Raw genomic sequence first — 14,017 nt, forward strand, 5'->3', positions numbered from 1 at the left:
AAGTTGTTCACAGAATGATAATGAAACGATTGGCAGCTGCCATGCTGCTTGCTGGAATCAGTCACACAATCTACGCAGATGAACCCTTTGTGGTGCAGGATATTCAGGTCGATGGCCTGCAGCGCGTTGCCTTAGGGGCCGCGTTAAACAATATTCCTTTCAGTGTCGGTGATTCCGTCACCGAGTACACGCTGTCACGGAGCATCAAGACACTTTTTTCGGCCGGTCATTTTGACGATATTCGTGTACTGCGCGACGGTGACCGCGTCATCTTTCGTTTGAAAGAGCGTCCAACCATCAATAACATTGAATTTGATGGCAACAAAGACATCAAAGATGACCAACTCAACGAAAGCTTAGCTGCCCAGCGGATCCAGGTGGGTGAGCCGCTTGACAGAACCATCCTGCGCAGCATCGAAAATGGCTTGACCGAGTTCTACCATGGTGTCGGTAAATACCAGGCGTCAGTCGAGGTTGAACTGATTTACCTGCCGCGTAACCGGGTCAATGTCAAAATCAACTTTGACGAAGGCGATGCTGCCTCAGTTCGTCAAATTAATATCGTTGGCAATGAGATCTTTGATAATGACACCTTGCTGAGTGTTTTCGAATCCCGGCAGGACATGCCCCGCTGGCGATTTTGGAGCTCCGATCGCTACCAAAAGCAGACCCTGCAAGGCGATTTTGAACGGGTCCAAAGCTACTACCTGGACCGCGGTTATCTTCGGTTTAGCATCGACTCATCCCAGGTTTCTGTCAGTCCGGATAAATCGTCCGTCTATGTCACCATGAATGTGACCGAAGGCGAACAATACAAGGTTCGTGGTGTTCGCTTTGCTGGCGACCTGATTGGTCAGGATGCGCTGATTGAACGGGTTGTGCCGATTAAGCCTGGCGAGCTGTACAATGGCGCTTTGGTTACCTTCACTGAAGAAACCATTGGCCGGATTCTAGCTCGTTTTGGTTATGCAAATTCACGTGTCACCACCATCCCTGATATTGATGACGAAAACAAAGAGGTGGAGTTGACCATCAACGTCGACCCGGGGAAACGCATTTATGTGCGTCGGATCGATATAGCGGGCAATGCCAATACCAAGGATGAAGTATTCCGGCGTGAGCTGCGTCAGCTGGAAGGCGGTTGGTTGTCCAACGATGCCTTGGAGTTGTCGAAAAACCGGATCCAGCGCTTGCCTTACGTCGAACGTATCGAATTTGAAACGCGCGATGTGCCTGGTGTGGAGGATCAGGTCGATATTACCTTCAATGTTCGTGAGCAGCCTTCTGGCAGTTTTAATGCCGGTATTTCCTATGGCGACTTCCAGGGCCTGGCCTTTCAGATTGGCGTTGAGCAAAGTAACTTTATGGGTTCTGGCAACAGTGCCGGTATCAACCTCAATACCAATAAATATCAACGCACTGTATCGTTGAACTACAACAACCCGTACTTCACGCTGGATGGTGTTAGTTTGGGTGGGCAGCTGTTTTACACCAAAACCGACTACAGCAGCCTGAGCTCAAACTTAGAAGCCTACCGTCAGACCCGCTATGGCGTCGGTGCCAGCATGGGCATTCCGATTAACGAGTTCAATCGGCTGAACTTTGGTGGCTCGATCAGTGTCAATGACCTGAGCTTGCTGCAAAACTACGATCAGCTGCGCCATTTCAAGAATGTGTTACTGGATGGCAATGATCCGGATGGTCGCTTAAAGTATGTCAACTACGAACTCACCGCTGGCTGGGTGCAAAGTACCCTGAACCGCGGCTTGTTCCCGACAGCGGGCCATTATTTTGGCTTGAATGGACGGATTTCGACACCAAACTCAGATTTGCAGTTCTTCAAAACGAATTTTGAAGCACGCAAATACATCCCATTAAGCCGGGACCACAGCTGGACCTTTATGAGCAAGCTGGAGCTTGGGTATGGCAATGGGTATGGCAGCCGTAATGGCTACGATTACACCCTGCCATTTAACGAGAATTTCACCGCTGGTGGTTACAATATTCGGGGTTTTGAGCACCGTATTATTGGTCCGCGCGCTGTATTCCGTTTGCCAACCAACATTCCAGGGTTACCGGACCCGATTGGTGGTGGCAGTGGCAACTTGCCGGGCGATCCATCGACAGACCGCTACAGTGTGTCGCAGCGCTCCATTGGTGGCAATGCCATGGCTGTGGCCACGCTGGAACTGATTACGCCGACTCCTTTCGTGGGTGAAGACAGTCGTAACTCCGTTCGGACCAGTATCTTTGTCGATGCGGGTAATGTCTGGGATACCGAGTTTGATTTCAATCGTTATGCCAATCTGACTCAGCAGCGTCAATTTGAGCGTGAGCCGCTGTTGGCAGATTACTCTGATCCGACTATGATACGGGTCAGCACCGGTGTATCCTTGCAATGGATTTCACCGATGGGTCCTTTGACCTTTAGCCTTGCACGTATCCTCAGAAAATATGAGGGTGACTTGCAGGAAAACTTCAGCTTTAATATCGGCGCTACGTTCTGATCCAGAAAAACATAGGAAGACAACCTTGAAAAATTTATTCGTTAAAACTGCAGCAACCTTAGTATTCGGTGTTTTTTTACTGGGCGCTACTGCCGCTCATGCTACTAAAATTGCATTTGTTGATGTGCAGACGATTGCCAGCCAGTTGCCACAGGCGCAGCAAATTCAGGAAACCATCATGGCTGAGTTTGGCGAGCGCATTGAGGCCATCGGCCAATTGGAGCGGGATATCAACTTCAATGTGGAAAAAATCCGTCGCGATGGCCCGACCATGAGTGAAGATGAACAACAGCAATTGGCCGAAACCATCCAACGTCAGCAAATGCAGTACGAGCAAATGGCGCGGCCACTGGATGAGCAAATGCGCCAGCGTCAGGCTGAAGAGCGCAATAAGCTGTTGGCCTTAATTAAAAACGCCATTGACGTTGTTGCCGAGCAGGGCAATTACGACATCGTACTGAACTCTGGTGCCGCTGTGTATGCCAAAGAGAGTTACGATATTTCTGCTGCTGTGGTTCGTCAAATTACCAGCGGTAACTAAATGAAAGCCTGGACTGCCTTGCAACTGGCTCAGCATCTCGATGCTGAGCTCGTTGGTTCTGAAAGCCTGGAAATTACCGGTGTCGGTACCCTGGAGCGGGCGCGGCCAGATCAGGTTAGTTTTTTATCGAACCCCAAGCTCAAACATTTGCTACCGGCCTGCCAGGCGGGTCTTTTGTTGCTGCGGCCTGATGATAAGTCGCTCTGGTCTGGGGCGGCTTTGCTGGTGGCGGACCCCTATGTGGCTTTTGCCAAATTAGCCCAGTTACTGGACTCGACTCCGCCAGCTGCACTTGGTATTCACCCCAGTGCGCAAATTGATCCCAGTGCTAGCCTGGGAAAAGGGGTTTCGATAGGCCCTTATGCTGTGATTTCAGCTGGAGCTGTGATCGGCGATAACAGTGAAGTCGGCGCGCACTGTTTTGTTGGCGAAAGTGCCAAATTGGGCGAAGGCTGTCGGATTTGGCCGAACGTCACCATTTACCATCGGGTTGAGCTTGGTAACCATTGCATTGTGCACAGTGGCGCTACGTTGGGAGCCGATGGGTTTGGCTTTGCCAATGAAGGTGGTCGCTGGTTGAAGATCCCACAAGTCGGCACTGTCCTCATTGGTGATGACTGTGAAATTGGTGCCCAAACCTGCATCGACCGTGGGGCTATTGAAGATACCGTGATTGGCGACAATGTGATCATCGATAATCTATGTCAGATAGCACACAATGTGCGGATTGGTGATCACACAGCCATAGCCGGTTGTACTACCATAGCTGGTAGCACCACTATAGGCCGCTACTGCATTATTGGTGGAGCCGCTGTGATCAATGGCCACATCGAAATCTGTGACGGCGCTCAAATCAGTGGTATGGCGATGTTGATGAAGCCTGTGACCGAAAAAGGCGTCTATACTTCAGGTATACCGGCCACCACCAATGCCGAGTGGCGAAAAAACACAGCCCGGTTGCGGAAAATTGATCAACTCTATCAGCGCGTCAAAGAACTTGAGCAACGGCTTGATGACGTTCTGACAGACAGCAACTAAGTCTACCTACTACTGAGGATCAACCTTGGCTAATCCGATTTCTACCCTGGAAGTCCAGGACATTATGGCGTTATTGCCGCACCGCTACCCGTTCTTATTAATTGATCGGGTGCTTGATTACACCCCAGGGGAAAGTCTGACGGCGATTAAAAATGTCACCATTAATGAGCCAATTTTTACAGGCCATTTTCCAGGCCGCCCCATCTTTCCGGGGGTATTAATTTTAGAAGCCATGGCGCAAGCTACCGGCATTTTGGGCTTCAAAACGGCTGCCGAGCGTTCCGAAAATGAGCTCTACCTTTTCGCTGCTATTGATGATGCCCGCTTTAAAAAGCCGGTGGTTCCTGGCGACACCATGGTACTTGAAGTAAAATTCTTAAAAGAGCGTCGCAATATGTGGAAGTTTTACGGCGAAGCCAAAGTCGATGGTCAGCTGGTCTGCAGTGCAGAGCTGATGTGTGCTAGGAGAGAATTCTAAGGTGATTCATCCATCTGCTGTGATAGAGCCAACGGCTCAACTGGGTAACAATGTAACGGTTGGTCCTTTCAGTTACATCGGTGCTGATGTGGTGTTGGGTGATGATTGCATTGTCGAATCCAATGTGGTGATCAAAGGCCCAAGCATTATTGGTAAGGGCAATCACTTTTTCCAATTTGCCAGCATTGGTGAAGCTTGCCAGGATAAAAAGTACAAGAATGAGCCTACTGAGCTTATCGTGGGTGACTACAATATTTTCCGGGAAGGCTGCACTGTGCACCGCGGTACCATTCAGGATGAAGGCAAAACCGTGATTGGCAGCCACAACCTCTTTATGAACTATACCCATGTAGCCCATGACTGCGTGATTGGCAGCAATGTCATTTATGCCAACAACGCCTCCACCGCAGGCCATGTCCATGTCGGCGATTGGGCAATTCTGGGTGGCATGAGTGGCGTGCATCAGTTTTGCCATATTGGTGCCCATAGCTTTATTGGCGGTGGTGCCATTGTGCTTAAAGATGTACCGCCTTTTGTCATGGCCAACGGCAGTCCTGCTGTACCGGTCGGCATCAACAGCGAAGGATTAAAGCGTCGTGGTTTTACTGCTGAAACCCTGCTGGAGATCCGTCGTGCCTACAAAGAAATTTACCGCAAAGGCAACACCGTTGCGGAAGCCCTGGCGGCTTTGGCTGAGCAGAGCCAAGCTAACTCGGAGATCCATCGCTTAACCCGGTTTATCGAGCAATCCCAGCGCGGTATTATTCGTTAATCATTAGCACGGCTGCTCCGGTAGCAGCCAAGCTGATGCTCAGGACCCCGCAGATGTCGACAGTCGATTCTTTAGTTTCCCCATTGCGTGTTGCTATTATTGTTGGTGAGCACTCCGGCGATATCCTTGCCGCTGGAGTGATGAAAGCCATGCTCGAGCAGCGCTCCGACATTCAGTTTTTCGGTATCGGCGGCCCCAGAATGCAAGCTTTAGGCTTTGATGCCTGGTTCGATATGGAAGAACTGGCGGTGATGGGGTTGGTCGAAGTGCTGGGACGATTGCCCCGCTTGTTGTCTGTACGCAAACAATTGCTGGCACGGCTGCTGGCCGACCCGCCGGATCTGGTGTTGGGGGTTGATGCACCGGATTTTAATTTGCCGGTTGAGCATCGTTTAAAACAAGCTGGCCTGACTACAGTGCATTACGTCAGTCCCTCTGTTTGGGCCTGGCGGCAAAAGCGGATTCATAAGATTGCAGCTGCCACCGATTTGGTGCTGGCGCTCTTGCCGTTTGAGAAAGCCTTCTACGATAAGCATCAGGTGCCTTGTCGCTTTGTTGGCCATACTCTGGCCGATCAAATGCCGCTGGTGCCTGAGAAAGCAGCCGCTCGTCAAGCACTGGGACTGAGCGATGCCCCATTGTTGGCTCTGATGCCCGGCAGTCGCAGCAACGAAATTAAATTACTGGCCCCTGAATTCTTGCAGGCAGCACGGTGGCTTAAAATGCAGCAGCCTGAGTTGCAAATTGTCTGTGCCATGGTAACGGAGCAAAAGGCCGTGATTTTTGAGCAACTGCATCAACAGCATGCGGCTGATCTTGAGCTTACTGTGGTGATAGGTCAGTCGCGTCAGCTGCTCTGCGCAGCCGATGCAGTCTTTATTGCCTCGGGCACCGCCACTCTGGAAGCCATGTTGGCTAAATGCCCGATGGTGGTGGCTTACAAAATGAATGCATTGACTTATCAGCTGGCCAAGCGATTGGTCAAGATTGATTATTTTAGTTTGCCCAACTTACTGGCCAATGCACCATTGGTCCCTGAGTTGTTGCAGGCTGAGGTGACGGCGGACAACCTGGTGCAGGCGATGTTGCCCTTACTGAATGAGCAAGGCGATGCCTTACGTCAGCAGTTTACCGAGCTGCATCAGCAACTGGCCTGCAATGCCAGCCAGCAAGCTGCAGAAGCACTTTTTGCTTTGCTGCCGAAGGAGACTGGCCATGACTGAGTTTGTCCGGCCAGAGATTCAGCTGCTTTGTGGCGTCGATGAAGTGGGCCGTGGCCCTTTGGTGGGCGCTGTGGTTACCGCTGCGGTGATACTGGACCCGGCGCAGCCCATTGCCGGGCTGACCGACTCGAAAAAGCTCAGTGAAAAAAAGCGCAACCAGTTGGCACTGGAAATCCGGCAAAAGGCCTTGTGCTGGAGTCTGGGACGGGCAGAGCCAGATGAAATTGATCGCTTAAATATTTTGCAGGCGACTTTGGTCGCGATGCAGCGGGCCGTTGCCGGCCTGGCGATTCAGCCCGAGTGGGTATTGGTCGATGGCAATCGATGTCCGGATTTTGCCGTACCCGCCACTGCGGTGGTCAAAGGCGACAGCAAAGTTGCTGAAATCAGTGCCGCCTCTATTTTAGCAAAGGTTGCCCGTGATGAAGAAATGCATGCCTTGCACCTGCGTTACCCAAGCTTTGGTTTTAACCGCCACAAAGGCTACCCAACGCCTGAGCATTTAGCGGCTATTCAGCAGTTTGGTGTGTTGCCGGAGCATCGCCGCAGTTTTAAACCGGTGCAGCTGCAGCTTGGAGTGCAGCCATGACCGCACCGGCCTTTGTGCACCTGCGGGTACACAGCGACTTTTCAATGGTCGATGGTCTGGCTAAGGTCAAGCCCATTTTAAAAGCCGCGGCCGGTTTGCAGATGCCTGCATTGGCGCTGACTGACCAAATGAACCTCTGCGGACTGGTGCGCTTTTACGGCGGGGCCATCGATGCGGGCATTAAACCCATCATCGGGGCCGACTTTTGGGTGCAGGACGAAGAGCTGTGCCAGGACTCTGGCCGTTTATTGATACTTGCAGCTGACAATACTGGCTATAAAAATCTAACCTTATTGCTCTCCAAAGCCTATTTACGGGGCCATGTACAGGGCAAGCCTCAAATCGATCATCAGTGGCTGGCCGAACACCATCAGGGCTTGATTTTGTTGTCCGGTGGCAAGGACGGTTTGTTGGGGAAGGCGCTGCTGAAACAAAATCGGCAGCAGGCGGCAGACTTGGTGCAGTTTTACCAGCAGTACTTTCCGGATAGGTTTTACCTGGAGTTGATTCGCACCGGCAGAGCCGATGAAGAAAACTACATTCAGCTGGCGGTTGACCTGGCAGCGGCTGCTGATTTACCACTGGTTGCCACCAACGAGGTGGTGTTCTTAACGGCCGATGACTTTGCAGCGCACGAAATCCGGGTGGCTATCCATGACGGCTTCACGCTGGATGATAAGCGCAGGCCAAAACACTACTCTGAGCAGCAGTATTTGCGCAGCGAAGAAGAAATGCAGGCGCTGTTTGCCGATCTGCCTGAAGCGCTGCAGAACTCGGTAGAAATCGCCCGGCGCTGCAACGTCACCATCCGCTTGCATGAATACTTTTTACCGGCTTTTCCGACCGGTGGCATGACCGACGCTGATTTTCTGGTGCTCAAGTCCCGTGAAGGTCTGGAGCAGCGGTTGCAACAGCTTTTTCCTGAGCCCGAAGTTCGTGCTGCCCGCCGGGGCGAATACGACGAGCGTTTGCAAATTGAGCTTGATGTAATCAACCAGATGGGTTTTCCCGGCTACTTCCTGGTGGTGATGGAGTTCATTCAGTGGAGTAAAGACCACGGTATTCCGGTGGGACCGGGGCGGGGCTCTGGTGCCGGCTCCTTGGTGGCTTATGCGCTGAAGATTACCGATCTGGATCCACTGGAGTTCGATTTACTTTTTGAACGTTTCTTAAACCCTGAACGGGTGTCGATGCCGGATTTTGATGTCGACTTTTGCATGGACCGGCGCGATGAAGTCATCGAGCACGTTGCCGAGATGTATGGCAGGGAAGCTGTGTCGCAAATCATCACCTTCGGCACCATGGCCGCCAAGGCGGTGATCCGAGATGTGGGTCGGGTACTGGGGCATCCCTATGGCTTTGTCGATCGCATCTCCAAGCTGATTCCACCCACACCTGGCATGACACTGGAGCAAGCGTTTAAAGAGGAGCCACGCTTACCAGAATTGTATCAACAGGATGAAGAGGTCCGCGATCTGATTGATATGGCGCGGCGGTTGGAAGGGGTGACCCGTAATGCTGGCAAGCATGCCGGCGGCGTGGTGATAGCCCCCACCAAAATTACCGACTTTTCACCGCTGTACTGCGATGATGAGGGCAAGAACCCGGTTACCCAGTTCGATAAAAATGATGTTGAAACTGCCGGTCTGGTCAAGTTCGATTTTCTGGGGCTGCGTACCCTGACCATCCTGCAATGGGCGGTCGATATGGTCAATGCCCGTCGCCAACAGGGCAATCAGCCTTTGGTGGATATCAACACCATACCGCTGAACGATCCAAAGAGCATTCAAACTCTGCTACGGGCCGACACCACAGCCGTGTTTCAGCTGGAATCGCGCGGTATGAAAGACTTGATCCGCCGGTTAAAGCCAGACTGTTTTGAGGACATGATTGCCCTGGTGGCCTTGTTCCGGCCCGGCCCTTTGCAATCGGGCATGGTGGATAACTTCATTGACCGCAAGCAGGGACGTGAAGACATCTCTTATCCGGATGCCAATTACCAGCATGAATCCTTAAAGCCTATTCTGGAGCCGACCTACGGCATCATTCTGTATCAAGAGCAGGTGATGCAGATTGCTCAGGTGCTGGCCGGCTACACTCTGGGTGGCGCCGACTTGTTACGACGCGCTATGGGTAAGAAAAAGCCGGAAGAGATGGCCAAGCAACGGGCGGTCTTTGAAGAAGGGGCCCGCAACAACGGCATCGACGGCGACCTGGCGATCAAGATCTTTGACCTGGTGGAAAAGTTTGCCGGTTACGGTTTTAACAAATCGCACTCGGCAGCCTATGCACTGGTGTCCTACCAGACCTTGTGGATGAAAACCCACTTCCCGGCTGAGTTTATGGCGGCGGTGATGTCGGCCGATATGGACAACACCGATAAAATTGTCACCCTGGTGGATGAATGCGAGCGGATGAAGCTCAAATTGTTGCCACCGGATGTCAATGCCGGCCAATACAAGTTCACCGTTGATGATCAGGGCCGCATTATCTACGGCATTGGTGCCATTAAAGGGGTTGGCGAAGGGCCGGTTGCTGCCATTATTGAAGCGCGGCAGCGCGCCGGCGCTTTTACCGACTTGTTCGACTTTTGCTACAAAGTGGATTTAAAGAAGCTGGGTAAGCGGGTCATCGAAAAATTGATTATGGCCGGTGCTCTGGATCAGTTGGGACCGCACCGGGCTGCTCTGGCAGCTACGCTGGAAGACGCCGTTAGGGCGGCTGAGCAACAGGCCAGTGCCGAAGCCATTGGCCAGGATGACCTCTTTGGTGCGTTAACGCCTGAGCCAGAGCAAGCGATGCAATCTTTCCGTCAGGTGGCGCCCTGGCCGGATGAAGTCTGGCTGGAAGGCGAGCGGGAAACGCTGGGGCTTTACCTGACGGGCCATCCGATCAACCGTTATCTGGATGAGCTGTCCCACTATGTTGGCTGTCGTCTGGTTGATTTGCAGCCGACCCGCGGTGAGCAGAGCATTACAGTGGCCGGTCTGGTGGTGGCGGTGCGGGTACTGGTCAATAAAAAAGGCCGGCGTTGGGCATTGTTAACCCTGGACGATAAGTCCGCCCGGGTGGATGTGCGCTTGTTTCCGGACCAGTTTGAAACCTTTGAAGCCCTGCTGCAAAAAGACAAGGTTTTGGTAATAAGCGGACAGGTACGATTTGATGATTTCAGTGGTGGCCTTACAATGACCGGCCGCGATCTGGCTGAAATCACATCTGTACGAGAAAAGTATCTAAAATCGCTGCAAATTACGCTAAAATCTGCACAATGTGATGCCAGCTTCCTGCAACAGCTGCAACAGATTCTGGCGGAATACAAGGCCGGCACAGTGCCGGTACTGGTGCATTACCAGCGGCCGGAAGGCGCTGTTAGTTTGCGGCTGGGAAGTGAATGGTGGATTACGCCAACCGATTTATTATTGCATCAGTTAAGACAACTGGCAGAAATCGCCTTGGATTTTCATAACTGAACCGAATCAGAAGAAGGTTTGACGACTCATGATGTTAAATTATCTGGAATTTGAACAACCCATTGCTGAGCTTGAAGCGAAAATTGATGAGCTGCGCAATGTCAGCCGCAATGGCGACTTTGACCTGGGGCTGGAAGAGGAAGTCAACCGATTAAAAGAAAAGAGCCTGGCGCTGACCAAGAAAATTTTCTCCGATCTGGGTGCCTGGCAAGTGGCGCAACTGGCGCGCCATCCCAATCGCCCCTACACCCTGGATTACATCGAACACATCTTTACCGATTTTGATGAGTTGGCCGGTGACCGCACTTTTGCCAATGATGTGGCCATTGTGGGTGGCACGGCCCGGCTGAATGACCGGCCGGTGATGGTGATTGGCCACCAAAAGGGACGCGACACCAAAGAAAAAGTTCGGCGCAACTTTGGCATGCCACGCCCGGAAGGCTATCGCAAGGCGCTGCGCTTAATGGAAATGGCCGAGCGTTTTAACATGCCCATCATCACCTTTATTGATACACCTGGTGCTTACCCGGGCATTGGTGCCGAAGAGCGTGGCCAAAGTGAGGCCATTGCCCGAAATCTTAAAGTGATGGCCGGTTTAAAAGTCCCGGTGGTCTGTACCGTGGTCGGAGAGGGCGGCTCTGGCGGTGCTCTGGCAATTGGGGTGGGTGACCGGGTTAATATGTTGCAATACAGCACCTATTCGGTAATTTCACCAGAAGGCTGTGCCTCCATTTTGTGGAAAAGTGCTGAAAAAGCTGCACTGGCTGCTGACGCCATGGGCATTACCGCCGAGCGGTTAAAAGAGCTGGATTTGATTAACCGGGTGATTGCTGAACCATTGGGTGGCGCCCATCGCAATCCTCAGCAAATGGCCTTGTCGCTCAAAGAAACCATTTTGGATGATCTGCAGCAATTGGATACGCTGTCGGTCAAAGAATTGCTGGACAAGCGTTATCAGCGTTTGATGTCCTTCGGGTACTGCTAACGGCGGCGGCCAGCTCCCTTTAAGATCTGGCCTTATCGACATGGACAGAGCCGAGCCTCGTTCGAACCCAACAAGCAACAGGCAGTTAGAGCAGCATCTGACTGCCTGTTTGCATTTGCATCAACCTGCGACCATCGTTCTGGCCTTCAGTGGTGGTTTAGACTCCATGGTGTTGCTAGACCTGCTGCATCGCATCCAGCCAACGGCCAATTGGACGTTGCAGGTGGTCCACATCCATCATGGTTTGCAGCCTCAGGCCGATAGCTGGCTGGCGTTTTGTCAACAGCAATGCCTCCAGCGTGGTTTGCCATTTGCCAGTCACCGGTTGCAGCTGGCAGGGCGGCACAATCTCGAAGCCAGAGCAAGAGAGGCACGTTATCAGCAGCTGGCGGCCTATTGCCAACAGCCTTGCACCGTGCTGGTGACGGCCCATCATGCCGATGACCAACTGGAAACCTTGTTGCTGGCGTTAAAGCGCGGCAGTGGGCTGGATGGCCTGGCCGGTATGCCTGAGAGTCGTCCTTTTGCCGGAGGGGTGTTGTTGCGTCCTTTGCTTGCTGTCAGCAAGGAGCAATTGGAAGCCTATGCCAGCCAGCAGCAACTGAGCTGGGTTGAGGATCCCAGCAATCAGGACAGCCAGTACGATCGCAATTTTTTACGGCAGCAGGTGCTGCCTTTGCTCAAACAGCGTTGGCCTGCATTTGGCCGCAGCGCGCTGCGCAGTATGGACCACTGTCAGCAAGCAGCCAGACAACTGGATGACCACTGGCAGCAGCAGCTTGCTCCCTACCTGAGCGATAGCGACCGGCGTTTGTCGCTGCAAGCACTGCATGAAAAGCCGCTGGCTGATCAGCACTCGCTGGTGCGTGCCTGGCTAAGGCGACATCAACTGAACCCGGAGCTGAGTTGGCTGCAGCGATTGCAGCAGGAGGTAATCGCTGCCAAAGACGATGCCTGCCCGCAGCTGCAATTGCAGCACTTTTGGTTACGACGGTTTCAGGGCGCTTTGTATTTGTGCTCCTTTCAGCCAGCAGCACCGCAAGTGTCTTTGCAGTGGCAAGGGCAGGCAGAGCTGGAGTTGCCGGCAGAACTTGGGCACTTGCAGTTTGTCCGTACTGACGAAGCGCCGGGACCGGATTGGCTGCCTTTGCTGGACTGCGACTCATTGCAGGTCGTTTTTGGCAAGATGAACCTGCGCTTCAAGCCTGCGAAGATGCCACACAGTAAACCTTTAAAGCAGTGGTGCCGGTTGTGGGGCATCCCTCCGTGGCAGCGACCTTATTTGCCTTTGCTGGTGCACGAAGGGCGTCTGATGGCCGTTGCTGGGCAAGCAAGCTGTTACCCAGCAGAGTCTGCTAGGCTATGGTTTCGTTATACTGAGCCAGACAACAAGGATCAGGCCTGACGAACTCTGTTCTTACCGGCTTCTTTGGCTAAATAGAGTGCTTTGTCGGCCGCACTGAAGAGTGCCTCAGGCTGCTGATCCTTTTGCCAATGGGCAATGCCGATGCTGGCTGTGACCTGATGCTGTTGGCAACTGTGCTGGCGTTGAATGGCTTTAACCAACCGCCGGGCGATCAGCTCACTGCTGGCGACATCGTCATCACTGAGCACGACAGCAAACTCATCACCGCCAAAGCGAAACAAGGAATCGGTTGATCTAAGAGTGCTGTGCATGGCTTCTGCCACTGCTATCAGTACTTCATCGCCAGCGGCATGGCCATAAAGATCATTGACCTGCTTAAAGTTATCCAAATCCAGCAGCAGTATCGCGCAGTGGCTGTTGTTGCGGTTTGCCAGCTGGATGGCTTTGCTCAAACTGTCGTCAAAGAAGCGCCGATTGCCAAGGCCGGTCAGGGTATCTTTCAGGGCCATTTGCTGCAAACGGGTCACCACCAAAGCATTGCGCAATGAATACAACCACTCCACCTCAAGTGCCTGCAATCGGGTGCAAATTAAGGGCGTAAATGGCTGCTCGCTGTAGTAATGCAGCTTGGCCAGGCATTGCTCTTTTAGCATCAATAAACTGCGGTGCTGATGGCTGGCTTCGCTGGAGCCGGCAGCGCCAAAATCACCAATGGCGGTCTGCAAGTGCACGCCTGCCAGCGGCAAAATATTGCCTGCTGCCATCGAGAAAATCTGCAATTGCTCACGCAAATCCAGCGTGCTTTGCAGTTGCCCCAATAAGGACTGGTGCTGCTGCACATGAGGCGCACGCCAATACTCGTCGGTCGCTACCGCCGCGTAGCTGGGGGCATCCGGCAAACTTATTTCGCTTAGCAGGCATAGGCTCATAGTGGTGTCCTGATTGCAATGACCTTACTGCTTAAGCAAAAAACATGCCTTATTATTATTTTCTAATTAAAACAGCTGGTTGAGTTGTACGGTGTCAGGCGTGAGTTCAACTGTCGGTT

General features: G+C 52.6%; 11 protein-coding genes. 10 read left to right on the top strand and 1 reads right to left on the bottom strand.

The annotated features are described in order from the left end of the window. The first annotated feature begins 14 nt into the window (after positions 1–14). Genes bamA through tilS form a run of 10 tightly spaced genes read left to right on the top strand, consistent with a single transcriptional unit; the run spans position 15 to position 13,008 of the window. Entirely contained in the window at positions 15–2,507 is a 2,493-nt protein-coding gene (gene bamA, locus Q3O59_RS03155) for an outer membrane protein assembly factor BamA (protein ID WP_305944194.1), read from the top strand. 25 nt (positions 2,508–2,532) lie between these two features. Further along, complete coding sequence (locus Q3O59_RS03160; RefSeq protein WP_228590703.1) at positions 2,533–3,048, top strand: OmpH/Skp family outer membrane protein; 516 nt, start codon at positions 2,533–2,535, stop codon at positions 3,046–3,048. Further along, entirely contained in the window at positions 3,049–4,086 is a 1,038-nt protein-coding gene (lpxD, locus tag Q3O59_RS03165; RefSeq protein WP_305944195.1) for a UDP-3-O-(3-hydroxymyristoyl)glucosamine N-acyltransferase, read from the top strand. A 25-nt stretch (positions 4,087–4,111) separates the two neighbouring features. Further along, positions 4,112–4,564 (top strand): 3-hydroxyacyl-ACP dehydratase FabZ, encoded by a 453-nt coding sequence (gene fabZ / locus Q3O59_RS03170; RefSeq protein ID WP_305944196.1) that lies wholly within the window; start codon positions 4,112–4,114, stop codon positions 4,562–4,564. Position 4,565: 1 nt separating this feature from the next. Beyond that, entirely contained in the window at positions 4,566–5,336 is a 771-nt protein-coding gene (gene lpxA / locus Q3O59_RS03175) for an acyl-ACP--UDP-N-acetylglucosamine O-acyltransferase (RefSeq protein WP_305944197.1), read from the top strand. A 53-nt stretch (positions 5,337–5,389) separates the two neighbouring features. Continuing rightward, on the top strand, positions 5,390–6,559 hold the full coding sequence (gene lpxB / locus Q3O59_RS03180; protein WP_305944198.1) for a lipid-A-disaccharide synthase: 1,170 nt from the start codon (positions 5,390–5,392) through the stop codon (positions 6,557–6,559). Further along, positions 6,552–7,148, top strand: a complete 597-nt coding sequence (rnhB, locus tag Q3O59_RS03185; protein WP_305944199.1) for a ribonuclease HII — start codon at positions 6,552–6,554, stop codon at positions 7,146–7,148. Before lpxB ends, rnhB begins: the two co-directional genes overlap by 8 nt. Beyond that, positions 7,145–10,618 carry a DNA polymerase III subunit alpha gene (gene dnaE, locus Q3O59_RS03190; RefSeq protein ID WP_305944200.1) on the top strand — a complete coding sequence of 1,158 codons (3,474 nt, stop codon included), beginning with the start codon at positions 7,145–7,147 and terminating at the stop codon, positions 10,616–10,618. Before rnhB ends, dnaE begins: the two co-directional genes overlap by 4 nt. A 28-nt stretch (positions 10,619–10,646) precedes the next feature. Beyond that, entirely contained in the window at positions 10,647–11,603 is a 957-nt protein-coding gene (accA, locus tag Q3O59_RS03195; protein ID WP_305944201.1) for an acetyl-CoA carboxylase carboxyl transferase subunit alpha, read from the top strand. Positions 11,604–11,643: 40 nt separating this feature from the next. Then, entirely contained in the window at positions 11,644–13,008 is a 1,365-nt protein-coding gene (gene tilS, locus Q3O59_RS03200) for a tRNA lysidine(34) synthetase TilS (protein ID WP_305944202.1), read from the top strand. Here the strand turns inward: tilS and Q3O59_RS03205 are convergent. Continuing rightward, positions 12,999–13,898: a GGDEF domain-containing protein gene (locus Q3O59_RS03205; RefSeq protein ID WP_305944203.1), complete on the bottom strand. Its 900-nt coding sequence runs from the start codon at positions 13,896–13,898 to the stop codon at positions 12,999–13,001. The two genes, tilS and Q3O59_RS03205, sit on opposite strands and share 10 nt — an antisense overlap. Positions 13,899–14,017 lie beyond the last annotated feature (119 nt).

The organism is Alkalimonas delamerensis (assembly GCF_030717955.1).
Lineage (GTDB): Bacteria > Pseudomonadota > Gammaproteobacteria > Enterobacterales > Alteromonadaceae > Alkalimonas > Alkalimonas delamerensis.

Coding starts and splice junctions, on each gene's coding strand:
- bamA (WP_305944194.1), top strand. CDS start 15: ATGATAATGAAACGATTGGCAGCTGCCATGCTGCTTGCTGGAATCAGT.
- lpxD (WP_305944195.1), top strand. CDS start 3,049: ATGAAAGCCTGGACTGCCTTGCAACTGGCTCAGCATCTCGATGCTGAG.
- lpxB (WP_305944198.1), top strand. CDS start 5,390: ATGTCGACAGTCGATTCTTTAGTTTCCCCATTGCGTGTTGCTATTATT.
- rnhB (WP_305944199.1), top strand. CDS start 6,552: ATGACTGAGTTTGTCCGGCCAGAGATTCAGCTGCTTTGTGGCGTCGAT.
- dnaE (WP_305944200.1), top strand. CDS start 7,145: ATGACCGCACCGGCCTTTGTGCACCTGCGGGTACACAGCGACTTTTCA.
- accA (WP_305944201.1), top strand. CDS start 10,647: ATGATGTTAAATTATCTGGAATTTGAACAACCCATTGCTGAGCTTGAA.
- tilS (WP_305944202.1), top strand. CDS start 11,644: ATGGACAGAGCCGAGCCTCGTTCGAACCCAACAAGCAACAGGCAGTTA.
- Q3O59_RS03205 (WP_305944203.1), bottom strand. CDS start 13,898: ATGAGCCTATGCCTGCTAAGCGAAATAAGTTTGCCGGATGCCCCCAGC.